This is a genomic window from Mycolicibacterium iranicum, from assembly GCF_014190915.1.
GTDB classification, from domain to species: domain Bacteria; phylum Actinomycetota; class Actinomycetes; order Mycobacteriales; family Mycobacteriaceae; genus Mycobacterium; species Mycobacterium iranicum_B.
This window is the reverse complement of the sequence record NZ_JACHVU010000002.1, coordinates 502708-525844: the sequence shown is the minus strand read 5'-3', so window position 1 is coordinate 525844 and position 23137 is coordinate 502708. Positions and strand designations below refer to the sequence as shown.

14 protein-coding genes are annotated in these 23137 nt (G+C 69.6%); 13 read left to right on the top strand and 1 reads right to left on the bottom strand.

Annotation, left to right across the window (positions count from 1 at the left end):
• The first annotated feature begins 17 nt into the window (after window positions 1–17).
• The 7 genes from recC (at window position 18) to FHR72_RS06155 (ending at window position 13684) form a co-directional block, all read left to right on the top strand.
• Window positions 18–3320: an exodeoxyribonuclease V subunit gamma gene (recC, locus tag FHR72_RS06185; protein ID WP_183467049.1), complete on the top strand. Its 3303-nt coding sequence runs from the start codon at window positions 18–20 to the stop codon at window positions 3318–3320.
• Entirely contained in the window at window positions 3317–6640 is a 3324-nt protein-coding gene (recB, locus tag FHR72_RS06180; protein ID WP_183467048.1) for an exodeoxyribonuclease V subunit beta, read from the top strand. Before recC ends, recB begins: the two co-directional genes overlap by 4 nt.
• On the top strand, window positions 6637–8313 hold the full coding sequence (gene recD / locus FHR72_RS06175; RefSeq protein WP_183467047.1) for an exodeoxyribonuclease V subunit alpha: 1677 nt from the start codon (window positions 6637–6639) through the stop codon (window positions 8311–8313). Before recB ends, recD begins: the two co-directional genes overlap by 4 nt.
• Window positions 8314–8421: 108 nt before the next feature.
• Complete coding sequence (locus tag FHR72_RS06170; RefSeq protein WP_183467046.1) at window positions 8422–8715, top strand: hypothetical protein; 294 nt, start codon at window positions 8422–8424, stop codon at window positions 8713–8715.
• 131 nt (window positions 8716–8846) lie between these two features.
• A complete protein-coding gene (locus tag FHR72_RS06165; protein ID WP_183467045.1) occupies window positions 8847–11234 on the top strand; it encodes a lysylphosphatidylglycerol synthase transmembrane domain-containing protein in 2388 nt (795 codons plus the stop codon).
• 81 nt (window positions 11235–11315) lie between these two features.
• The gene (locus FHR72_RS06160) at window positions 11316–12491 is read left to right on the top strand and encodes an LLM class flavin-dependent oxidoreductase (protein WP_183467250.1); all 1176 of its coding nucleotides are present in this window, start codon (window positions 11316–11318) and stop codon (window positions 12489–12491) included.
• Window positions 12488–13684 (top strand): SfnB family sulfur acquisition oxidoreductase, encoded by a 1197-nt coding sequence (locus tag FHR72_RS06155; protein ID WP_183467044.1) that lies wholly within the window; start codon window positions 12488–12490, stop codon window positions 13682–13684. The genes FHR72_RS06160 and FHR72_RS06155 overlap by 4 nt, the downstream gene beginning before the upstream one ends.
• 2 nt (window positions 13685–13686) lie before the next feature.
• On the opposite strand, the gene FHR72_RS06150 is transcribed toward FHR72_RS06155, so the two are convergent.
• The gene (locus tag FHR72_RS06150) at window positions 13687–14916 is read right to left on the bottom strand and encodes a cytochrome P450 (RefSeq protein WP_183467043.1); all 1230 of its coding nucleotides are present in this window, start codon (window positions 14914–14916) and stop codon (window positions 13687–13689) included.
• A 260-nt stretch (window positions 14917–15176) separates the two neighbouring features.
• On the opposite strand from FHR72_RS06150, the gene FHR72_RS06145 reads away from it, so the two are divergent.
• From FHR72_RS06145 to FHR72_RS06120, 6 genes are read left to right on the top strand one after another with little or no spacing between them, the layout of a single operon-like run.
• Window positions 15177–16346 (top strand): MCE family protein, encoded by a 1170-nt coding sequence (locus FHR72_RS06145; RefSeq protein WP_183467042.1) that lies wholly within the window; start codon window positions 15177–15179, stop codon window positions 16344–16346.
• Window positions 16343–17383 (top strand): MCE family protein, encoded by a 1041-nt coding sequence (locus FHR72_RS06140; RefSeq protein ID WP_183467041.1) that lies wholly within the window; start codon window positions 16343–16345, stop codon window positions 17381–17383. The genes FHR72_RS06145 and FHR72_RS06140 overlap by 4 nt, the downstream gene beginning before the upstream one ends.
• Window positions 17380–18813, top strand: coding sequence for an MCE family protein (locus FHR72_RS06135; RefSeq protein ID WP_183467040.1), 1434 nt, complete (start codon window positions 17380–17382; stop codon window positions 18811–18813). The genes FHR72_RS06140 and FHR72_RS06135 overlap by 4 nt, the downstream gene beginning before the upstream one ends.
• A 1-nt stretch (window position 18814) precedes the next feature.
• Window positions 18815–20359, top strand: coding sequence for an MCE family protein (locus tag FHR72_RS06130; protein WP_396888401.1), 1545 nt, complete (start codon window positions 18815–18817; stop codon window positions 20357–20359).
• Window positions 20356–21492, top strand: a complete 1137-nt coding sequence (locus tag FHR72_RS06125) for an MCE family protein (protein ID WP_183467038.1) — start codon at window positions 20356–20358, stop codon at window positions 21490–21492. The genes FHR72_RS06130 and FHR72_RS06125 overlap by 4 nt, the downstream gene beginning before the upstream one ends.
• Before the next feature lie 2 nt (window positions 21493–21494).
• On the top strand, window positions 21495–23054 hold the full coding sequence (locus FHR72_RS06120) for an MCE family protein (protein WP_183467037.1): 1560 nt from the start codon (window positions 21495–21497) through the stop codon (window positions 23052–23054).
• Window positions 23055–23137 lie beyond the last annotated feature (83 nt).

Below are 23137 nucleotides of genomic sequence, written 5' to 3'. Positions count from 1 at the left end.
GAGTAGTCTGACCGCCGATGGCCCTCCACCTCCATCGGGCCGACCGGACCGATCTGCTCGCCGACGGCCTCGGCGCGATGCTGGCCATCCCGCCCGCCGACCCGTTCGCCGAGGACCTCGTGCTGGTGTCCGCGCGCGGCACCGAGCGCTGGCTGAGCCAGCGCCTGTCGCACGTGCTGGGCGCGGGTCCGGGGGGCGACGGGATCTGCGCCGGGGTGACGTTCCGCCACCCGCGGTCCCTGATCGCCGAACTCACCGGGACCGACGACGACGATCCGTGGTCGCCGGATGCGATGGTGTGGCCGCTGCTCGACGTCATCGACACGTGCGTGGACCAGCCGTGGTGCCTCACGCTGGCCACGCACCTCGGCCACTTCGCCGACGGTGAGGAGCGCGAGCTGCGCCAGGGCAGGCGCTACGCGGTCGCACGCCGGCTCGCCGGGCTGTTCGCCTCCTATGCCGGCCAGCGACCGCAGCTGCTCGTCGACTGGGCCGAGGGGGGCACCGGCGGGGTCGACGAGGACCTGCACTGGCAGCCCGAGCTCTACCGTGCGCTGCTCGCACGTGTGGCCGCCGACCCGCCCCCGGTGCGCCACGCCGACACCGTTGCGCGCCTGCGGCATTCGCGTGCCGAACTCCCCGACCGGCTGTCGCTGTTCGGCCACACCCGCCTGTCGGTCACCGAGATCGAGCTTCTCGCCGCACTGAGCACGCACCACGAGCTGCATCTGTGGCTCCCGCACCCCAGCGACGACCTGTGGTCGTCGCTGACCGGCGTGCACGGCACCGTGCCCCGCCGCGCCGACACCTCGCACCGCGACGTCGGGCATCCGCTGCTCGCCACACTGGGCCGCGATCTGCGTGAGCTGCAACGCGCACTGCCCCCGGCGGCGGCCGTCGACGAATCCCTCGGTTCGGCGGAGCGCCCCGAGAGCCTCCTGGGCTGGTTGCAGTCCGACCTCAGCGCGAATGCCGTTCGGCCGCAAGGGCGTTCGCACAGTGAAGCCGACCGCTCGGTCCAGGTGCACAGCTGTCACGGCCCGGCCCGCCAGATCGACGTGCTGCGCGAGGTCCTCCTCGGTGTGCTCGCCGACGATCCGACGCTGGAGCCCCGCGACATCCTGGTGATGTGTCCCGACATCGAGACCTATGCGCCGCTCATCGTGGCCGGATTCGGCCTCGGCGACGTCGTCACGGGCGCTCATCCGGCCCACCAGTTGCGGGTCAAGCTCGCCGATCGCGCCCTGACCCAGACCAATCCGCTGCTCGGTGTCGCCAACCAGCTCCTCGGTCTGGCCGGCGGGCGAGCCACCGCCAGCGAGGTGCTGAACCTGGCCGAGGCGGGCCCGGTGCGGTACCGGTTCGGCTTCTCCGACGACGACCTCGACGCGATCGGCGACTGGGTCCGCGAAGCGAACATCCGGTGGGGCTTCGACCGCGACCACCGCCACCCCTACGGTGTCGACTTCGTGCAGAACACCTGGCGTTTCGGCATCGACCGCGTGCTGGCCGGGGTCGCGATGTCGGAGGACTCACACGCCTGGCTGGACACCACACTCCCGCTCGACGATGTCAGCAGCAACCGGGTGGAGCTCGCGGGCAGGCTCGCCGAGTACGTCGGTCTGCTGCACGCTGCGGCCGAATCACTCACCGGGACGGCGCCTCTGAGCGAGTGGCTGGCCAGACTGGCCTCCGGCATCGCCACGCTCACCGCCGTCTCCGGAGAGGACCAGTGGCAGAGCAGTCAACTGGAGCGCGAGCTCAACGGCATCCTCGCCGACGCCGGTCCGCACGACGGCATCGAACTGCGCCTGTCCGACGTGCGGGCGCTGCTGGATCGCCGGCTGGCGGGCAGGCCCACCCGCGCCAACTTCCGGACCGGCACGTTGACGGTGTGCACGATGGTGCCGATGCGGTCGGTGCCGCACCGCGTGGTCTGCCTGGTCGGCCTCGACGACGGTGTCTTCCCCCGCCTCGGGGTGATCGACGGCGACGACGCGCTGGCTCGCGACCCCATGACCGGGGAGCGTGACCTCCGTTCCGAGGACCGGCAGTTGCTGCTCGACGCGATCGGCGCGGCCACCGAGAAACTGGTGATCACCTACACCGGCGCCGACCAGTACAGCGGACAACGCAAGCCTCCGGCGGTGCCGGTGGTGGAGCTGCTCGACACCCTCGACGCCACCACGGACGCCCCGGTGCGCGACCGCGTGCACGTCTGCCACCCGCTGCAGCCCTTCGACATCGACAACGTGACGCCCGGCAAGCTCGGAATGCCTGCCGCGCAACCATTCACGTTCGATCCCTCCGCGCTGACGGCGGCGCGGGTGGCCGCCGGGCATCGCGCCCAGCGCCCCGAGCTGCTCGGCGAACCACTGCCGGCTCCGGCGCCCGGCGACGTCGCACTCGACGACCTGATCAGCTTCTTCAAAGATCCGGTGAAGGGCTTCTTCCGCTCGCTGGACTACACGCTGCCGTGGGACGTCGATGCGGTCGAGGACGCGATGCCCGTCGACATCGATGCGTTGCAGGAGTGGAAGATCGGCGACCGGATGCTCGACGACATGCTGCGCGGGATGGCGCCCGCGGAGGCCCAGCAGGCGGAGTGGCGCCGTGGGTCGCTGCCACCGGGGCGGCTCGGCTGGCGCAGGGCCCAGGAGATCGCGACGCGCTCGGCAGCGCTCGCGGCCGCCGCGCAGCAGCACCGCACCCGGGAGCCGAAGGCGGTGGACATCGACGTCGCCCTCGGCCCCGCACGCCGTCTCACCGGCACCGTCCCCCGCCTATACGGTGACCGCACGGTGGACGTCACGTACAGCAAGCTCGACGGTCGGCACCTGCTGACGTCATGGATCCGGTTGGCGGCGTTGACCGCACGCTATCCGGACACCGAATGGCTGGCGGTGTGCATCGGCAGGGGCCGCAGGGGCGGCGGGGGCAGAGGCGAGGAGACCAGGACCAGGGTGCTCGGGCCGCCGGAATCCGCGGCCGGGGTCCTGCGCGATCTCGTGGCGATGTACGACGCGGGACGCCGGGAGCCGATCCCGTTGCCGCTCAAGACGTCCTACGCCTGGGCCGAAGCGCGTCACAGCCGGGGCTGGCCGGAGCGCGACGCGCGGTACAAGTGGAACACCGGCAAGTTCCCCGGTGAGAACGAGCAGCCCGCGCACGAACTCGTCTGGGGCAGGCGCTCCCCGGTGGAGGCGTTGATGACGCCGGTGCGTGCCGGCGAGGAGTGCGACGACGAGAAGACGCGTCTCGGAGCCTATTCCGCCCGCCTGTGGCTGCCGATGCTGCAGGCCGAGAGGACCGGGCTGTGACGGAAACAGCGTCCTTCGACCTGCTCGGCCCGCTGCCCGCCGAGCAGACGACGACCGTTCTGGAAGCGAGCGCGGGCACCGGCAAGACGTTCACGCTGGCCGGTCTGGTCACCCGCTACGTGGCCGAGGGCGTCGCCACCCTGGACCAGATGCTGCTGATCACGTTCGGGCGTGCGGCCAGCCAGGAGCTGCGGGAGCGGGTGCGGTCCCAGATCCTGCAGGCACTGCGGATGCTCGACGACCCGGCCGGACCGGCCGCCAACGAACTCGTCGCCCATCTGCGTGCCGGCACCGAGGAGCAGATCGCCGACCGCAGGCGTCGGCTGCGCGACGCGCTTGCGGGCTTCGACGCCGCCACCATCGCCACCACCCACCAGTTCTGCCAGCTGGTGCTGCGGTCCCTGGGCGTCGCCGGTGACACCGACTCCGGCGTCGAGCTGGTGGAGAACCTCGACGATCTGGTGGCCGAGATCGTCGACGACCTGTACCTCGCCCACTTCGGGCAGGAGCGCGACGAGCCGCTGCTGTCCTACGACGCGGCGCTGCGCCTGGCACGCGAAGTGGTCGGCAACGCGCACACCGAGCTGCGGCCCACGGACCCGCCGCCGGGCTTCGATCCCGCGGTTCGCGTGCAGTTCGCGAGAGCCGTCTGCGCCGAACTCGAGACGCGCAAGCGCAAGCTCGGCATCCTGCACTACGACGATCTGCTCTCGCGGCTCGCCGACGCGCTCGAGTCACCGGATTCGCCCGCGCGGGCCCGGATGCAGCGGCGGTGGTCGATCGTGATGGTCGACGAGTTCCAGGACACGGATCCGGTGCAGTGGCAGGTGATCGACCGCGCCTTCACCGGCCATGCGACGGTGATCCTGATCGGCGACCCGAAGCAGGCGATCTACGCGTTCCGCGGTGGGGACATCGTGACCTACCTGCATGCCGCGTCGTCGGCGGGGCAGCGCAGAACGCTGGGCACCAACTACCGCAGCGACGGGCCGCTGGTGGACGCGCTGCAGGCCGTCATGCGCGACGCCCAGCTCGGGGACCCGCGGATCGTGGCCCACAGGGTCGAGGCCCACCACCGCGAACACCGGCTCCAGGGTGCGCCCCACAACGAGCCGTTCCGGCTCCGGGTGGTCACCCGCGACCAGTTCGGCACCCGGCCCGACCGGGTCATCCCGATAGACACACTGCGCCAACATATTCCGAAGGACATGGCAGCCGACATCGCCGGCCTGCTGTCCAGCGGCGCGACGTTCTGCGACACGCCCGTGCAGCCCGGTGACATCGCCGTGATCGTGGAGAGCCACCGCGACGGGCACGCCTGCTTCGACGCGCTCACCGACGCAGGCATCCCGGCCGTCTACACCGGCGACTCCGACGTGTTCACCTCCCCTGCCGCCGACGACTGGCTGTGTCTGCTGGAGGCGTTCGACCAGCCCCACCGTTCCGGTCTCGTCCGCGCCGCGGCGACCACGATGTTCTTCGGCAACACCACCAGAGAGCTCTCTGCGCAGGGCGATTCGCTCACCGATCGGGTGGCCGAGACGCTGCGCCAGTGGGCCGACTTCGCACGCGAGCGTGGTGTCGCTGCCGTGTTCGAGGCGGCCCAGCTCAGCGGCATGGGAGCGCGGGTGCTGTCCTGGCTCGACGGCGAGCGCCACATGACCGACCTGGCGCACCTGACCCAGGTTTTGCACGACATCGCCCACCGGGAGCACTACGGCCTGCCCGCTCTGCGGGATTGGCTGCGCACCCAGCGCGAGGAACGCACCGGGAACGTGGAACGCAACCGTCGTCTCGACAGCGACGCGGCCGCTGTGCAGATCATGACGGTGTGGGTGAGCAAAGGTCTTCAGTTCCCGGTGGTCTATCTGCCGTTCGCGTTCAACCGCAACATCCAGACACGCGACGTCGTGATGTTCCACGAGTCCTCCCCCGCCGGCGACATCCGCTGCCTGCACATCGGGGGCGAGCAGAGCCCAGATTTCGCCGCCGTGCAGCAGCAGGGCAGGCGGGAGGCGGCCGGCGACGACGTGCGCCTCACCTACGTCGCAATGACAAGGGCCCAGTCGCAGGTGGTGGCGTGGTGGGCGCCGTCCAACGATGAGCCCAACGGCGGCCTGTCGCGGCTGCTTCGCGGCCGCGCGCCCGGCGACCCGGTGGTCCCGGACCGCTGCGAACCGCCGCGGATCGACGACGCCGATGCCAAAGCTCTACTGCGCGCATGGTCCGAGCAGGGCGGGCCGTCCCTGGAGGACTCGATCATCGCGACCACCGGGGAGGTCCCGCTGCCCGGGCCTGCGGCCGAAATCGACGTTCGCCACTTCCATCGCCGCATCGACACCTCGTGGCGCCGCACCTCCTACTCGGGACTGATCAGGTCCGCCGAACAGGAGCCGGGCGTGACCAGCGAGCCGGAGGTCGTCGAGCTCGACGACGAGGCCGGGGAGGTCCCGCTGCCCGAGGCCGACGAGCCCATGCCCGCGGCCGCCGACGTCCCCTCACCGATGGCGGCGCTGCCGATGGGTGCGAAGTTCGGCACCCTGGTGCACGCGGTGCTGGAAACCGCTGACCCGCTGGCCGCCGACCTGGCCGCAGAGCTGGAGGCCAACATCGGTGAGCATTCCCTGTGGTGGCCCGTCGACGTGCCCGCCGCCGACCTCGCCGCGGCCATGGTCCCGATGCACGACACCCCGCTGGGGCCGCTGGCGCCGGGAGTGACGCTGCGTGACATCGGTCTGCGAGACCGACTGCGGGAGTTGGAATTCGAGTTCCCGCTGGCCGGTGGGGACCGGCGCGGGCAGGCCCCCCAGATCACGCTCGCCGATGTCGGACGGCTGTTGGCCGCGCATCTGTCCGCCGACGATCCGCTGGCACCCTACGCCGCCCGGTTGTCGGGTAGCGCCCTGTCGACCCAGTCGCTCAAGGGATACCTGAACGGGTCACTGGACGCGGTCCTGCGTACCGGCGAGCGCTACCTCGTCGTCGACTACAAGACCAACTGGCTGGGCGACCCGGGCGCCGAGCTGACCGCGGCGGACTATTCCCCGGCGCGGCTCGCCGAGGCCATGCTGCATTCGGACTATCCGCTGCAGGCTCTCCTGTACTGCGTTGTGCTGCACCGTTTCCTGCGGTGGCGGGTCCCCGGTTACTCCCCGGACCGCCACATCGGCGGGGTGCTCTACCTGTTCGTGCGCGGCATGTGCGGGGCCGCGACCCCCGTCTTCGACGGGCATCCCGCCGGCGTCTTCAGTTGGCGGCCGCCCGCCGCGCTGATCGAGGCTCTGTCGGATCTGCTGGACGCCGGGGCGGCGGCACTGTGACGATCGAGGCGTTCTCCGAGCTGTTCGAACCGGCCGATGTGCATGTCGCGCAACGGTTGACGACCCTGGGCGAGGACACCGACGAGCGGGTGGCGCTCGCGGTCGCGCTGGCGGTGCGGGCCCTTCGCAGCGGGTCGGTGTGCGTGGACCTGCGCTCGGTCGCCGCGCAGGCCGGGATGCCGGAGCTGCCGTGGCCGGCGCCGGAGGAGTGGCTGCAGGCGGTGCGGGACAGCCCGCTGGCCGGGAAGCAGGTGCTGCGGATCTACTCGGATGCGGCGGGCGACCTGCTCTACCTCGACCGGTACTGGCGCGAGGAACAACAGGTGTGCGACGACGTCCTGGCTCTGCTGTCCTCGCCGCGGCGCACCACGGTGACGGGCCTGGACCGTCTCTTCCCCGCCGGTTGGGAGGAACAGCGCACCGCGGCGCACGCCGCGCTCACGCAATCGCTCACGGTGCTCACCGGCGGGCCCGGCACGGGGAAGACCACGACGGTTGCGCGGCTGCTGGCCGCGATCGCCGACCAGGCGGCCACCGCGGGCGCACCGCCGCCCCGGATGGCGCTGGCCGCACCCACCGGCAAAGCGGCTGCGCGCCTGCAGGACGCGGTGGCCGCCGAGGTGAGCAAGTTGACCGCCGTCGACCGGGAGCGTCTGGCCGGGCTGCGCGCGACGACGCTGCACCGGCTCCTCGGCAGCCGCGCGGACACGTCGTCGCGGTTCCGCCACCACCGGGGCAACAGGTTGCCCCACGACGTGATCGTCGTCGACGAGACGTCGATGGTGTCGCTGACGATGATGGCGCGCCTGCTCGAAGCGGTGCGCCCCGACGCCCGCCTGCTGTTCGTCGGCGATCCCGACCAGCTGGCGTCGGTGGATGCCGGTGCGGTGCTCGCCGATCTGGTCGACGGGCTGGGTGAGGCCGGGGTGGTGGAGCTGAAGACCCCGCACCGGTTCGGTGAGACGATCGGCGCGTTGGCTCAGGCGATCCGCGCCGGTGACGCCGACGCGACCGTGGCGCTGCTGCGCGGCGGTGGCACCGCGGTCGAGTGGCTGGAGACCGACGATCCCGCCGAGCAGCTGCGTCCCACGCTGGTGGCCCGCGCGGTCGACCTGCGCGAGGCCGCGCTGCTCGGCGATGCCGGGACCGCGCTGGGCATCCTGGACAGCCACCGGCTGTTGTGCGCGCACCGCAACGGGCCGTTCGGGGTGACGCACTGGAACCGGCGCGTCGAACGCTGGCTGGCCGACGCGACCGGGCAGCCGACCTGGTCGCAGTGGTATCCGGGCCGGCCGCTGCTGGTGACCGCCAACGACTACGGGCTCGGTGTGTACAACGGCGACACCGGTGTGATGGTCGCGGCCCCCGACGGGCTGCGGGCCCACATCGGCTCCCCGGGCGCCTCCCTGCAGTTCGCGCCGGGCCGGCTCGGTGACGTCGACACGATGTTCGCGATGACGATCCACAAGAGCCAGGGCAGCCAGGCCGACGAGGTCACCGTGCTGCTGCCCCCTCCGGATTCCCGGCTCCTGACCCGCGAGCTCTTCTACACCGCGGTCACCCGCGCCAAGAGGCGCGTCCGCGTCGTCGGCACCGAGTCGTCGGTCCGCGCCGCGGCCGGACGCCGCGCCATCCGCGCGTCGGGCCTGGCGCGGCGGCTGAGCTCCCGGTGAGCGCGCTGAAATGAAATCCCGCACCTGACGGTTGAACACAGTGCAATGTCAGGACCGCGCGATTCGCTCCACGGCTCCGACCCGATCAGGGAAGAGCAGGAAACACCCATGAAGTACCTCACCGTCGCCACCGGCCTCGCCGTCGGACTCAGCGCCGCGGCCTTCGGGCTGGCCGGCGTCGCGTCCGCCGCGCCCGCTGGCCCCGGTAACGCCAGCGAGACCATCAGCGCGCTGGAGCAGCTCGGCAACACCGTGATCGTCGACAGGCTCTCGGAGGCTCCGCTGCCGGAGGCCTCGGTGGTCTCCGTCCGTCCCGGCGCGGCCGTCCAGGAGATGGCCTGGGACGCCGATGCGGGCAGACCGGCCTCCACCGGTCAGGTCGTCTACGTGACCGTCCGCTAGTTCACAGCACAGAGAAGGGGCGTCCGGAAAGGGCGCCCCTTCGTCGTCGTGTACCGATCGTCATCGAACAGTCGCTATTTTGTCGGTGAGCCGACAACGCTTCACGACCCAATCGGAGAGATCGTTGCGACATGCGAGTTGACGGGCGGGACGTCGCCGTATCGGGCAGCCTGCTCCAGCCGCTGACCCGCCGCACCAACGACATCGTGCGGCTGTCGCTGGCCGGTGTCTTCCTCGTCGTCATCGTCACCAGCTCGCTGATCACCCGCTACGAGTGGGAAGCACTCGAGCGTTCCATCTCGGGCATCGTCGGCGTGCTGAGCCCCGCGCAGTCCAACACCGTCTATCTCATCTACGGCATCGCGATCCTGGCGCTGCCCTTCTTCATCCTCATCGGGCTCATCGCGGCGCGGCAGTGGAAGCTGCTGGGCGCCTACGCCGCGGCCGGGGTCATCGCGATCCTGGCGCTCTCGATCACCGGCAACGGCATCGCCGCGCCCCAGTGGCATTTCGACCTCACCGTGCGGCTCGACACCGTGCTGTCGCAGTTCCTCGACGATCCACGCTGGATCGCGATGCTGGCTGCGGTGCTGACGGTGTCCGGGCCGTGGCTGCCCGCCCGGTGGCGGCACTGGTGGTGGGCGCTGCTGCTGGCGTTCGTGCCGATCCACCTGGTCGTCAGCGCGGTCGTACCGGCACGCTCCCTGCTCGGCCTCGCGGTGGGCTGGTTCGTCGGCGCGCTGGTCGTGCTCGTCAGCGGGACACCTGCGCTGGAGGTGCCGCTGGACGGCGCGATCCGCGCGATGACGCGGCGCGGCTTCCCGGCCACGGCGCTCACGGTGGTCCGTCCCGCCGGGCAGGGGCCGATGGTGTTGCACGCGACCGTCGAGGGCACCGGGGGTGCGGCCCCGGACGTCGCCGTCGTCGAGCTGTACGGACCGCACCAGCGCGGCGGCGGGTTCCTGCGCCAGTTCTGGGGAAAGCTGCGCCTGCGCGACGCTGAGACGGCGCCGCTGCAGACCTCGCTGCGTCGCGCGGTCGAGCACCGCGCGCTGATGGCGCTGGCCGTCGGCAACCTCGGTATGGCCAACACGTCGCCGATCGCGGTCGCCACGCTGGACCGCGGCTGGACCGTCTACGCCCACAAGCCGGCCCAGGGAACCACGCTCGACAGGTGTGCCGACGAGACCCCGGTGGCACGGGTGTGGGATTCGCTCGGTGTGTTGCACAGCCAGCAGATCTCTCACGGCGACCTGCACTGCCAACAGATCACCGTGGTCGACGGCACGCCGCTGTTCGGCGGTTTCACCCAGGCCGAGTACGGCGCCTCCGACAGCCGCCTGTCCACCGACATCGCCCAATTGCTGGTCACCACAGCGGATCTGTACGGCGCTCCAAAGGCGGTCGCGGCCGCGATCACGGTGTTCGGCAACGACGCGGTGCTGGCCGCGTCGCGCCGCCTGACGAAGGCGGCTGTGCCCAAGCGGGTGCGGGACAAGGTGCGCGACGCGGGAAGTGCGCTGTCCACGGTGCGCGACGAGGTCAAGGTCCAGACGGGTGCCGACCAGATCAAGCCCGAGACCATCACGCGATTCAGCCGCAACCAGCTGATCCAGATGGTGCTGCTGGTCGCGCTGGTCTACGTGGCCTACCCGTTCATCAGCTCGGCGCCGGTGTTCTTCTCGGAGCTCCGCACGGCGAATTGGTGGTGGGCGCTGGCCGGGCTGCTGGTGTCGGCGCTGAAATACGTCGGCGCCGCGGCGGCGTTGTGGGCGTGCGCGGACGGCATGGTCAGGTTCCGGACGTTGACGATCATGCAGGTGGCCAACACCTTCGCCGCGACGACGACGCCCGCGGGCGTGGGCGGGCTGGCGCTGAGCACGCGGTTCCTGCAGAAAGGCGGGCTGGGTGCGCTGCGGGCCACCACGGCGGTCGCGCTGCAGCAGTCGGTCCAGGTGATGACCCACGTCACGCTGCTGATCTTTTTCAGCGCGGTCGCCGGCGCCTCGGCCGACCTGTCGCGGTTCGTGCCGAGCGCCACGGTTCTGTACCTCATCGCCGGTGTCGTGTTCGGCGCGGTCGGGGTGTCGCTGTTCGTCCCCAAGCTGCGGCACTGGCTGGCCACCGCGGTGCGCCCGCGGTTGAAGGAGGTGCTCGACGACCTCGTGCTGCTCGCCCGCGAACCCAAGCGCCTTGCCCTGATCATTCTCGGTTGTGCGACAACGACTCTCGGCGCCGCACTGGCGCTGTACGCCAGCATCGCCGCGTTCGGCGGGGACGTCAGCTTCATCACCGTCACGATCGTCACGATGGTCGGCGGCACGCTCGCCTCGGCGGCGCCCACCCCCGGCGGCGTCGGGGCGGTGGAGGCGGCGCTCATCGGCGGGCTGGCGGCATTCGGAGTGCCCGCAGCCGTCGCGGTGCCCGCCGTGCTCCTGTACCGCATCCTCACCTGCTGGCTGCCGGTGTTCATCGGCTGGCCGATCATGCGCTGGCTGACACAGAAGGAAATGGTGTAGTCCACCCCGGCAGCCCCGGGGGTAAAGCTCGCGCTGAGGCAAACCCATGACGTACCGCAGATCACCAGGCACGCTCCCGTGGTGACTCCTGCGCTCAAACTGCACTGGTTCCTTCCGACCTACGGCGACAGCCGGTCGATCGTCGGCGGCGGGCACGGCACCCCGGCCGGCGCGGCCCGCAGCGACCGCGACGCTTCGCTCGACTACCTGGCGTCGATCGTGCGGGCCGCCGAGACGTTCGACTTCACCGGGGCTCTGATCCCGACGGGCGCATGGTGCGAGGACGCATTCATCACCGCAGCGTTGTTGGCAAGGGAGACAACCTCTCTGGGATTCCTGGTCGCGTTCCGTCCAGGTCTGGTCAGCCCGACGCTGTCCGCGCAGATGGCCGCGACGTTCGCCCGCCACGCGCCGGGGCGGCTCCTGCTCAACGTGGTGGTGGGCGGGGAAGCCCACGAGCAGCGCGCATTCGGAGATCACCTCGACAAAGACAGCCGCTACGCCCGCGCCGACGAGTTCCTCGAGGTGGTGCGCCGACTGTGGGACGGCCAGACCGTCACGCTGGACGGCGACCACATCCAGGTCGAGCAGGCGTCACTGCCGACCCTGCCCGATCCTGTGCCGCCGTTGTATTTCGGCGGCAGTTCCGCGGCCGCCGGGCCGGTCGCGGCGCGGCACGCCGACGTGTACCTGACCTGGGGTGAGCCCCCAGCAGCGGTGGCCCAGAAGGTCGAGTGGATTCGTGGCGAGGCGGCCAAGGAGGGCAGGCAGGTGCGGTTCGGCATCCGGCTGCACGTGATCACCCGCGACACCGCCGACGAAGCCTGGTCTCAGGCCGGCAAGCTGGTGGGGGCCCTCGACGAGGACACCGTGCGCACTGCGCAGAACGGTCTGGGCCGCAGCGAATCCGAGGGTCAGAAGCGCATGCTGGCGTTGCACGAATCCCACCGCGCAAACGGCAGCTGGCACGACGCCCGCGCACTGGAGATCGCCCCCAACCTGTGGGCGGGCGTCGGCCTGGTCCGCGGCGGGGCCGGCACCGCGCTGGTGGGCAGCCACACCGAGGTCGCCGATCGGATCGCCGAGTACGCCGAGGTCGGCATCGAGGAGTTCATCTTCTCCGGATATCCCCACCTGGAGGAGTTGTTCTGGGTCGGCGAGGGCGTCGTACCGCTGCTGCGCGAGCGCGGCTTGTTCGCCGGCGAGACGAAAAGCACAGCGTCGGCGTCCATTCCGTTCCTCGGTGCGGCGCGATGACGCTGACGTCGGCCGACGAGGCGCTACGCGTCGCCGCAAAGCTCGCCGCAGAGTTCGGTGCGCAGGCCGGCGCACGCGACGCGGATCGCACGCTCCCCCACGATCAGGTGAAGGCGCTCAAGGAGTCCGGGCTGCTGTCACTGACGGTTCCCCGGCGGTTCGGGGGGCTGGACGTACCGGCCGAGGTGCTCGCCGAGGTCTTCCGGGTGATCGCCGACGCCGATCCGTCGCTGGCCCAGATACCGCACTCGCACTTCGTGTTCCTGGAAGCGGTCCGGCTGCAGGGCACACGCGAACAGCAGACCTTTTTCTCCGGACTGGTGTGGGACGGGTTGTTGTTCGCCAACGCCCAGTCCGAGCGTGGACCCCACGCCGTCGACGTCGACAGCACCTCGTTGACGCCGCACCCGGGGGGCTACCTGCTCCAGGGCCGCAAGTACTACTCGACGGGCGCACTGTTCGCCGACTGGGTGGTCGTGCGGGCATCGCTGACCGGCGGATCCGACGACGCGCCGACGGCGTCCACCCCCAAGGCGCTGGCGTTCGTGCCCCGCGACACCCGCGGACTCGACATCGTCGACGACTGGGACGGGATGGGACAGCGGACCACCGCGTCGGGGACGGTGACGCTCGACGCCGTCGACGTTCCCGCCGCGCACGTGGTGCCGTTCTCGCCGATCTTCACCCGTCCGACGACGTACGGCGCCCGGGCACAGCTGTGGCACACCGCGATCGACGTCGGCATCGCCACCGGTGCGCTGCGCGAAGGCGTCCGCCAGGCCGAGCGGGCGCGGCCGCACTTCGAGGCGGGGGTGACGGTCGCCGCCGACGACCCCACACTGCTGGCGGTCGCGGGCGAACTCACCGTGTCGGTGCGGGCCGCCCAGGCGTTGCTGGTCGACGCGGCGCGACGGGTCGACGCGGCGACGGCAGACCTCGACGAAGAGTCCGCGGCGCAGGCGTCGGTGGCGGTCGCGGTGGCCAAGGTCGCCGCGGTGCGGGCATCGCTCGAGGCCTCGAACGTGCTGTTCGAACTCGGCGGAACCCGCAGCGCGTCACACTCGGCGAATCTGTCGCGGTACTGGCGGGACGCGCGCACCCACACGCTGCACGACCCCACCAGGTGGAAGCTGCAGCACATCGGTCGCCACACTCTGACCGGCGCCCATCCACCGCGCCACGGCCAACTCTGAGCTCAATCGATCGCGCACGGCAGGGCTTTGATGCCGTGGACGAACACCGACCGCAGCGGGTCGGGCGCGGCGGTGGCGTGCAGGCCCGGGAATGCCGCCAAGAGCGTGCCGAGCACCACCCGCATCTCCATCCGTGCCAGGCCTGCACCGAGGCAGAAGTGCGGCCCGCCCGCGCCGAACGCGACGTGATCGCGGGCGTTGGCGCGATGGATGTCGAACCGGCCCGGTTCGGCGAACACACTCGGATCGTGGTTTGCGGCGAGGTACCAGACCACAACCTTCTCGCCCGCTGCGACGGCGTGCCCGCCGAGGGTGGTGTCGACCGAGGCGGTACGGCGCATGTGCAGCACCGGAGACGACCAGCGCAGCACCTCCTCGATGGCATTGGTGCTCAGTTCGTCGAAATGTGCTTCCAATGACCGTTTTTGGTCGGGATGCTCACTGAGGAGGTGCATCGCCCAAGTCAGCCCCGTCCGGGTGGTGTCATTGCCCGCTGCGGCGAGAAGAATCACGAACGACCCGAATTCAGCCGCGGTCAGGCGTTTTCCGTCCACCTCCGCGTGCATCAGTTGTGAGGTGATGTCGTCACCCGGGTTCTTGCGGCGTTCCCGGCCCAGGTCGATCGTGTACTCGAAGAACTCCGCTACGGCCTTGAGGCTGGTCTCGACGTCACTGACCTCGGTGTCATCGACCCCGAGGATCAGATCGATCAACTCCCGAAGTCGAGGCCGGTCCACCTGCGGGATGCCGAGAAGATCGGCGATCACCTGAAAGGGAAGGCTGGCCCCCACCGTCTCCACGAAGTCGAACTCGCGCCGCTCCCTGATGTCCGCCACGATCGCGTCGGCGAGTTCGCGCACGTATGCGGTCATTTGGCGGATGGCGCGGGGTGAGAAGGCGACCTGAACCAGGCGCCGATACTGGCCGTGACGCGGGTCGTCCATCCCGATGATGGATCCCAGCATCTCTAGGAGTTCGGGCGGCATGTCGTCGAGGGAGAACCCCCGGGTGCTCGTGTACGTCGCCGGATCGCGGGTCACAGTACGCACCGCGGCGTAGGACGTGACCGACCAGAACCCCGGGCCCCGGCTCTGGGGGATGAATTCGACTCCCCCGCTGCGCTTCCGCTGTGCCGCGAAATCCGCCAGACGGGTCTCGATGTCGCCGTCCCAGAATGGGCTGAGCGCTGACGGGTCCGCCAGCCGCTGATGTGCATCGGAAGCGATTTCCATACTCAAAAGTATGGCACAGGCGCCATCAATTGTATCCATCGGCGGGTTGATCCGGGGCGCATCGCCGTCATATGTCCCGATTGCCAGAAACCGGAATCTATACGTCAGAGTATGTTACCGTCGGCGGCGCACCGAGAACCCGACCCTGGGGTGACCATGAATTTCGACGGGCAGACGGACCGACGTCACCTGCGTGCTGACCGAATGGCACGCCGGTGACTGCCCCTGCCGGAACGCGACGGCGGCGGCCCTACAAATTGATGGGTGCGGTCCTGCTGATTCTGGCATTGTCCCTGGTGGCATTGGTTTACATGCAGTTCCGGGGTGAGCTGGCCCCCACCGTGCGACTCACGGTGCTCTCGCCCCGTGCGGGCCTGGTGCTGGATCCGGGGTCGAAGGTGACACTCGACGGCGTGCCGATCGGACGGGTCGTCGCCGTCAACTCGGTCCAGGACGGCGACGTCCCGTCGGCGCAGATCCTGGTCGACGTCAAGCCGCAATACTTGAGTTTGCTGCCCGTAAATGTCGAAACCACGGTCACCGCGTCGACGGTGTTCGGCAACAAGTACGTGTCCTTCCGGTCGCCGCCCGACCCCGGAAGGCCCGTCACCCCGGGCGAGGTGCTCTACGTCGCCCAGGGGTCCGTCACCACGGAGTTCAACACGTTGTTCGAAGCGGTCACCGACATCGCCGAGAAAGTGGACCCCATCGAGCTGAACATGACCCTCCGAGCGACCGCGACCGCGCTGACCGGACTGGGCGATGACTTCGGACGATCCCTGGTCGATGCGAAAACCGTTCTGCAGCGCGTCAACCCGCGGATGCCGGCCATCCGAAGGGACATCGACCGCCTCGCCGACCTGGCCGACATCTACCAGGGCGCCGCGCAGCCACTCCTGGAGGGACTCCGTGACGCGGTCACCACGGCCCGGACCCTTCACAGCGAACGCGACAGCCTGGACGCGGCCCTCCTCGCGGCTCTGGGTTTCGCGCAGACCGGTGCGGACACCGTCGAGCAGTCGACCCCGTTCCTGACGAGGGGTCAGGCCGACCTGACGCCGACCGCGCAACTTCTCGACGAGTACTCACCGGCACTGCTGTGCACGATCCGCAACTATCACGATGTCGCCCCCAAAGTGTCTGCAGCGCTGGGCAAGAACGGCTACGCTGCCGTCACTGCCACCGAACTGCTCGGCGGTGCCGCCCCGTACATCTATCCCGACAATCTGCCCAGGACCAATGCCACAGGTGGTCCCGGCGGCGCCCCGGGCTGCTGGCAGCCGATCACGCGCGATCTGTGGCCCGCCCCGGCACTGGTGATGGACACGGGCGCGTCCGTAGCGCCCTACAACCACTTCGAACTGGGCCAACCCCTACTCAACGAGTACGTCTGGGGCCGCCAGGTCGGCGAATACACAGTGAACCCGTGACATTCAGTCGAACCGCCGTGAAACTCGGTGTGACCTCAGTGGTACTGCTGACTTTCACCGCGCTGATCATCGTCGTGTTCGGTCAGCTCCGTTTCGACCGCACGCAGGCCTACGAAGCGAAGTTCAGCAACGCCAGCGGGATCCGGCCCGGTCAGTTCGTGCGCGCCGCCGGTGTCGAGGTCGGCAAGGTCGACGACATCCGCCTGGACGTCGACGGCCACACCATCGTCGTAGGGTTCAGTGTCGACGAGTCGCTGCCCCTCGACGAGAGCACCCGCGCCCGCATCCGCTACGCGGACCTGATCGGAAACCGCTTCCTCGAGCTCGAACAGGGGACGGTCGACGCAACGACGCGTCCGCTGCCTCCCGGCGGCGTCATACCCCTGGAACGAACGCAGCCCGCGCTGGACCTCGACGCGCTCATCGGCGGCTTCGAACCGCTGTTCAACTCCCTGGAGCCCGACCAGGTCAACACGATTGCGCAGTCGCTGATCACCGTTTTCCAGGGTCAGGGCGGCACCGTCAACGACATCCTCGACCAGGCAGCTCAGCTGACGCAGACGTTGGCGCAGCGTGACCAGGTCATCGGAGAGGTGATCACGAATCTGAACGTCGTGCTGCGCACCACCGCGGTCCACCAGCAGGAACTCGACGGCATGGTGGTCGATCTCCGCAACCTCGTCGTCGGGCTCAACGAACGCGGCGACGCGATCGCCGCCGGGGTGGCCGACATCAGCGAGACCGCAGGCACTCTGGCCGACCTGCTCTCGGACAACCGGCCGATTCTGCAAAGCACCGTGACGAAACTGCAGACGGTGCAGCAGCCCCTGGTGAGCCAGCGCGACCAGTTGGCCGGTCTCCTCGATCAACTCCCGGACGCGTTGGCGATCCTGGCTCGGTCGGGCGGGATCTACGGCGACTTCTTCAACTTCTATCTGTGTGACGCGAGCCTGAAACTGAACGGTCTGCAACCCGGTGGCCCGGTCCGCACCGTCAAGCTCATCGGACAACCTTCGGGCAGGTGTACGCCGAAATGAGAACGCTCACCACCGGTAGTCGGGTGCGCAACGGCCTCATGGGTGTCGTGCTCACCGTATTGGCGATAGGCGTCGGACAGAGCCTCACCACGGTGCCGATGCTCTTCGCCTTGCCGAAGTATTACGGAGAGTTCAGCGAGGCCGGCGGTCTCAACACCGGAGATGTGGTCCGCCTCAACGGGATGGACGTGGGGTCGGTGACGTCGATCAAGGTCGACGACGACCGTGTCCGTGTCGGCTTCACCCTCGGCGCCACCATCGTGGGCACCGACAGCCGGCTGAGCATCCGCACCGACACCATTCTGGGAAAGAAGACTCTGGAGGTCGACCCCCAGGGGTCGACGGCGTTGAGGGCCAACGACACGCTACCGCTGGGGCAGAGCACCACGCCCTATCAGATCTACGACGCCTTCGACGATCTGGCCCGCTCGACCGGGGGCTGGGACATCGAGAGCCTGAGGGAATCACTGAATGTGCTGTCGGACACCGTGACCGCGAGTTCCCCCCAGCTGTCGGCCGCCCTCGACGGCGTCGCCGAGTTCTCCGACACCATCGGTACCCGCGACGATCAGCTCAACGACCTGCTGGACAACGCCGACCAGGTGGCCGCGATCCTAGGCGATCGCAGCGATGACATCAACCAGTTGATCGTCAACGCACAGGCCCTGCTGGCGAAATTCAACGCCCGCGAAGCTGAGATCGATGCGCTGCTGGGCAACGTCGCTGCGGTCTCCACGCAGGTGGCGGGCGTCATTGCCGACAACCCGAACCTGAACGCGGTACTGGTCCAGCTGCGAACACTGACGCAGACGCTGGCCGACAACAAGACGGAGCTGACCCGGACCTTGGCGACGGTCGACCGCTTCGTGGGCGCGATCTCGGAGGCGGTGGCATCCGGGCCCTACTTCAAGGTGATGGTGGCCAACCTGCTTCCGGGGCAGTTCCTGCAACCGTTCATCGACGCCGCGTTCAAGAACCGCGGTATCGACCCGCAGAAGTTCTGGGGCGACGCGGGCCTGCCGGCCTTCCAGTTCCCCGACCCCAACGGTCAGCGCTTCCCCAACGGCGCGCCACCACCAGCCCCGGCACCGCGGGAGGGGACGCCCGAATCCGCCGGGCCCGCGGTGGAGAAGGGCTCACCGTGCTCGTACACGCCGGCCGTCGGCGCCCTGCCCACACCCGGCGATCCGCTGCCCTGCAGCCGCGAGACGACCGGGCCGTTCGGCGACAACCCCTACGGGCCGAACTACGGCCCTCCCAGGGTCGATGCGTCCACACCGCAGCCCGACTCGGCTCCCGCACCAGGGGTTCCGGCCGCCGCGTTGCCCGGCCAACCGCCGCCGCCGGTTCCCGGCACCCCGGTCCCCCTGCCCGACGCTCCGCCCGGCGCCCGCACGGCGGCGACGCCGCCTGCCCCGACTGGACAGTGAGGTGACCACAACCATGGACCTACAGCGGTTCCGGACCCCGAAGGCGATGGTCGTTCTCGCCGTCGTCGCCGTCCTGATCGCGGTGGCGATCCTGGGCGCGGCCGTCGTCGGATACCGCGTCTACCGCGAGTCGACCACCACGACGGTCACCGCCTACTTCCCCAGCACCATTGCGCTCTACCCGGGCGACCGCGTCCTGGTGATGGGTGTGCGGGTCGGCACCATCGACTCGGTCGAGCCCGACGGCGGACAGTCCAAAGTCGTTCTGCACTTCGACAAATCGGTCGAGGTCGCCGCTGACGCCACCGCGTCGATCCTGAACCCGAGCCTCGTCGCCTCACGGGCCATCCAATTGTCGCCCCCCGCAGCCGGCGGGCCGGCCCTCCAGAACGGCGCCGTCATCCCGGTCGACCGCACCCGGATCCCCGCCGAGTGGGACGACCTGCGCGCGCAGCTGGCCACAGCACTCGACGGGCTCGGCCCTACACCGGACCAACCGCAGGGGCCCGTCGGTGACGCGGTGTCGGCCTTCGCCGACGGCCTGGCCGGTAAGGGCGAGCAGCTCAACACGACGTTCACCAGCCTCTCGAACGCCCTGGAGGCACTGAACAAGGGCCGGGGGGACCTGTTCGCGGTGCTGCGCAACCTCGCGCTGTTCGTCAGCACGTTGCGCACCAGCGATCAGCAGTTCAGCGCGTTCAACACCGACCTGGCGACCCTGACGGGGGCTCTGAACAATTCCGACGCCGAGCTCGCCCGTGGCGTGGAGTCCTTCCGCACGCTGCTCAACACCACCCGCGACTTCCTGGAGGACAACGCGGACGTGGCGGTGACCGACGTCAACAACCTGCGGGAGGTCACCGATGCGCTCCTGCAACCCGAGGCGCTGCAGGGTCTGGAGAACACCCTGCACGTGCTGCCGACCTTCGGCGGGAACTTCGTCAACATCTATTCACCGGTCAACGGGGCCCTGACCGCCGTGCCCGTGCTCAACAACTTCGCGAATCCGATACAGCTGCTGTGCAGTTCGATCCAGGCCGGCAGCCGGTTGGGCTACCAGGAATCGGCGGAGTTGTGCGCGCAGTACCTCGCGCCGATCCTCGATGCCATCAAATTCAACTACCCCCCGTTCGGGATCCAGCCGCTGACCACTGCCAGCACGCTGCCGAAATATGTGGCCTACTCGGAAGAGCGGCTCCGCCCCCCGCCCGGCTACAAGGACACCACCGTTCCCGGCCTGTGGGCACGGGACACCCTGTTCTCCCACGGCAACCACGAGCCCGGCTGGATAGTCGCCCCTGGCATGCAGGGCCTGCAGGTGCAACCCCTCACCGCCCGGATGCTGACCCCGGAGTCACTCGGCGCGCTGCTCGGCGGCCCGGACCCGGCCCCGCCACCCGCCGGGGTCCGCGGCGGCGCACCTCCGAACGCCTACGACCAGTCGAATCCGCTTCCACCACCGTGGTATCCGCAGCCGCCGCCGACCCCGGCCCCGCTGCAGCCCACGGCCCCACCCCTTGCCGCCGAAGTGGGAGGACAGCCATGAGCCGCCGTGGGACCAGGACGGCCGTGCGGATCGGCAGCCTGCTGTGCTGCCTGCTGCTGGTCAGCGCGTGCAGCTCCTGGCGGGGGCTGGCCAACGTGCCGATGCCCGGCGGGCCCGGGACCGGGAAGGACCACTGGACGATCTTCGTCGAGCTACGGAACACCCTGGCGCTGAACGTCAACAGCCGCGTTCGCGTGGCCGACGTGTTCGTCGGCCGGGTCTCGAAGATCGAGCTGCGTCAGTGGAAGGCGCTGGTCACTCTCGACCTCGACAACGGCGTGCGGCTGCCGCGCAACGCGACGGCCAAGGTCGGGCAGACCAGCGTCCTGGGCAGCCAGCACGTCGAACTGGAGGCGCCGCCGGACGCATCCCCGCAGCCGCTCGTCAGTGGCGACACGATCCCGCTGTCGCGCACCGCGGCGTACCCGACCACCGAACGCACGTTGGCCAGCATCGCCATGGTCCTGCGGGGAGGCGGGATCTCGAACCTCGAAACCATCTCGACCGAACTCGACCGATTGTTCACCGGCCGCGCCGACCAGATCAGGGAGTTCCTCAACCAGCTCGACACCTTCGTCACCGAGCTCAACGGCCAGCGCGACGGGATCACCCGGGCCCTCGACGCCACGAACGGACTGCTCAAGGTTCTCGCCGCCGGCAGCGACGTCGTCGACGCGGCCCTCACCGAACTGCCGCCACTCATCGAGCATTTCGACGACAAGCGCGAGCTGTTCGCAGACGCCACGACCGCGCTCGGGCGGCTGTCCAGGGTCACCGGTGATGCCCTGGAGGCGTCCCGCGCGGACTTGGAGAACAATCTGCGGCTGCTGCAACGGCCGCTGACACAGCTGGGGTACGCGGCGCCCTATGTGCTCGGCGCCCTGAAAGTGCTTCTCACTGCGCCGTTCAACATCGACGACGTGCCCAAGGTCGTCCGCGGGGACTATGTGAACATCTCGGCGACCCTCGACTTCACCCTCAGCGCCATCGACAACGCGCTGTTGAGCGGCACCGGATTCTCGGGCGCACTGCGCGCTCTGGAGCAGGCTTGGGGCCGCGACCCGGCCACGATGATCCCGGACGTCCGCTACACACCGAACCCGGCGGACCTGCCTCCGGAGCGGGGGCGTTAGACATGTTGACCCGGGGCCGCCGCGTGCAACTCATCATCTTCGCGATACTGACCGTCATATCGATCAGTGTTCTCACGGTCTACTACCTGCGCCTGCCCGCACTCGCGGGCATCGGCCACTACACGCTCGACGTCGAGCTGCCCTCATCCGGCGGTCTCTACCCGACTGCCAATGTCACCTACCGCGGCACGACGATCGGAAAGGTGACCTCGGTGGAGCCGATCGGTGGAGCGGTGCGCGCGACGCTCTCGATCGACGATCGATTCCGGGTGCCTGTCGATGCGGTCGCCAACGTGCATTCGGTCTCCGCAGTCGGCGAGCAGTTCCTGGACCTCGTCGCCGACGGCGCCACCGACCGATATCTCACCGAGGGTGAGACGATCACCGACAGCACCGTGCCACAGCCCATCGGCCCTCTCATCGACTCCGCGAACCGCGCCGTCGACGCCCTACCCCAGGACAAGCTGGCCGCGCTGCTGAGGGAAACCTCCACCGCGGTCGGAGGTCTGGGCCCGTCGCTGCAGCGGCTGGTCGACTCTGCTCAGGCACTCGGCGGCGATCTCGCGGCCAACGCCGACGCGCTCGACGCCCTCATCGACGACTCCGGCCCGCTGCTGGAGAGTCAGGTGTCGACCGGTGCCGCGATCAACCGGTGGGCGCGCAACGTCCGCGATCTCGCGCGTCAGAGCGCGCAGCAGGACGCGGCGGTGCGCGAGATCCTGGACACCGCCGCACCGACTGCAGAACAGCTCGGCACGGTATTCGGCGGTGTGCGCGAAGCGCTTCCGCAGGTGCTGGCCAACACCGCGGTCGTGTTCGACATGCTCAAGCGCTACAACGCAGGTGTCGAGCAGGGCCTGGTGTTCCTGCCGCAGGGCGCGTCGATCGCCCAGACCGTCGTCGCGCCGTTTCCCGACGCCGCCGCGCTGGACTTCCGCCTGGCCATCAACGAACCGCCGCCGTGCCTCACCGGTTTCCTCCCGGCCTCGCAGTGGCGGTCCCCGGCCGAGACCACCACCATCGACCCGCCGGTGCGGGCCTACTGCAAGGTTCCGAAGGACTTCCAGGCCAATGTCGTTCGAGGGGCGCGCAATTATCCCTGCGCCGACGTGCCCGGCAAGCGGGCCGCCAATCCCCAGGAGTGCCGCAGCGAACAGCCCTACATACCGACCGGCACCAACCCCTGGTACGGCGATCCGAACCAGATCGTCGCGTGCCCCGCGCCGGGGGCACGCTGCGATCAGCCGGTGGTCCCCGGAATGGTCGTTCCGGCGCCCAGCGTCAACAACGGTCTCAATCCCGCACCGGCGGACGCGTTGTCACCCTCGCCTCCCCCCAGGAGCGACCCGGTCACGGCACCGCGCGGCGGCACGACGCAGTGCAGCGGCCAGCAACCGGTGCAGTGCACCTACACGCCCGCCGACATCCCGTCGGCGATCTATGACGTGTCGCGCGGCGAGGTGGTGGCCGGCGACGGCACCCGGTTCACGGTGAGCTCCCCGGCGCCGACGGGCGAGGAGTGGAAGGACATGCTCGCTCCTGCTGTTCCTGGATCGAGCTGAGGAGCCGCACGTGTACGTCACTCTCGCGCGGTGTGCCGGAACACCCCGCATCGGCAGACCCCAGGAGCACACCGCGCCTGATG

What these genes read in the sequence shown, in the direction of transcription:
- recC (WP_183467049.1), top strand. Translation starts at nt 18, where the DNA reads ATGGCCCTCCACCTCCATCGGGCCGACCGGACCGATCTGCTCGCCGAC.
- FHR72_RS06170 (WP_183467046.1), top strand. Translation starts at nt 8,422, where the DNA reads ATGAAGTACCTCACCGTCGCCACCGGCCTCGCCGTCGGACTCAGCGCC.
- FHR72_RS06165 (WP_183467045.1), top strand. Translation starts at nt 8,847, where the DNA reads ATGCGAGTTGACGGGCGGGACGTCGCCGTATCGGGCAGCCTGCTCCAG.
- FHR72_RS06155 (WP_183467044.1), top strand. Translation starts at nt 12,488, where the DNA reads ATGACGCTGACGTCGGCCGACGAGGCGCTACGCGTCGCCGCAAAGCTC.
- FHR72_RS06150 (WP_183467043.1), bottom strand. Translation starts at nt 14,916, where the DNA reads ATGGAAATCGCTTCCGATGCACATCAGCGGCTGGCGGACCCGTCAGCG.
- FHR72_RS06145 (WP_183467042.1), top strand. Translation starts at nt 15,177, where the DNA reads ATGGGTGCGGTCCTGCTGATTCTGGCATTGTCCCTGGTGGCATTGGTT.
- FHR72_RS06135 (WP_183467040.1), top strand. Translation starts at nt 17,380, where the DNA reads ATGAGAACGCTCACCACCGGTAGTCGGGTGCGCAACGGCCTCATGGGT.
- FHR72_RS06125 (WP_183467038.1), top strand. Translation starts at nt 20,356, where the DNA reads ATGAGCCGCCGTGGGACCAGGACGGCCGTGCGGATCGGCAGCCTGCTG.
- FHR72_RS06120 (WP_183467037.1), top strand. Translation starts at nt 21,495, where the DNA reads ATGTTGACCCGGGGCCGCCGCGTGCAACTCATCATCTTCGCGATACTG.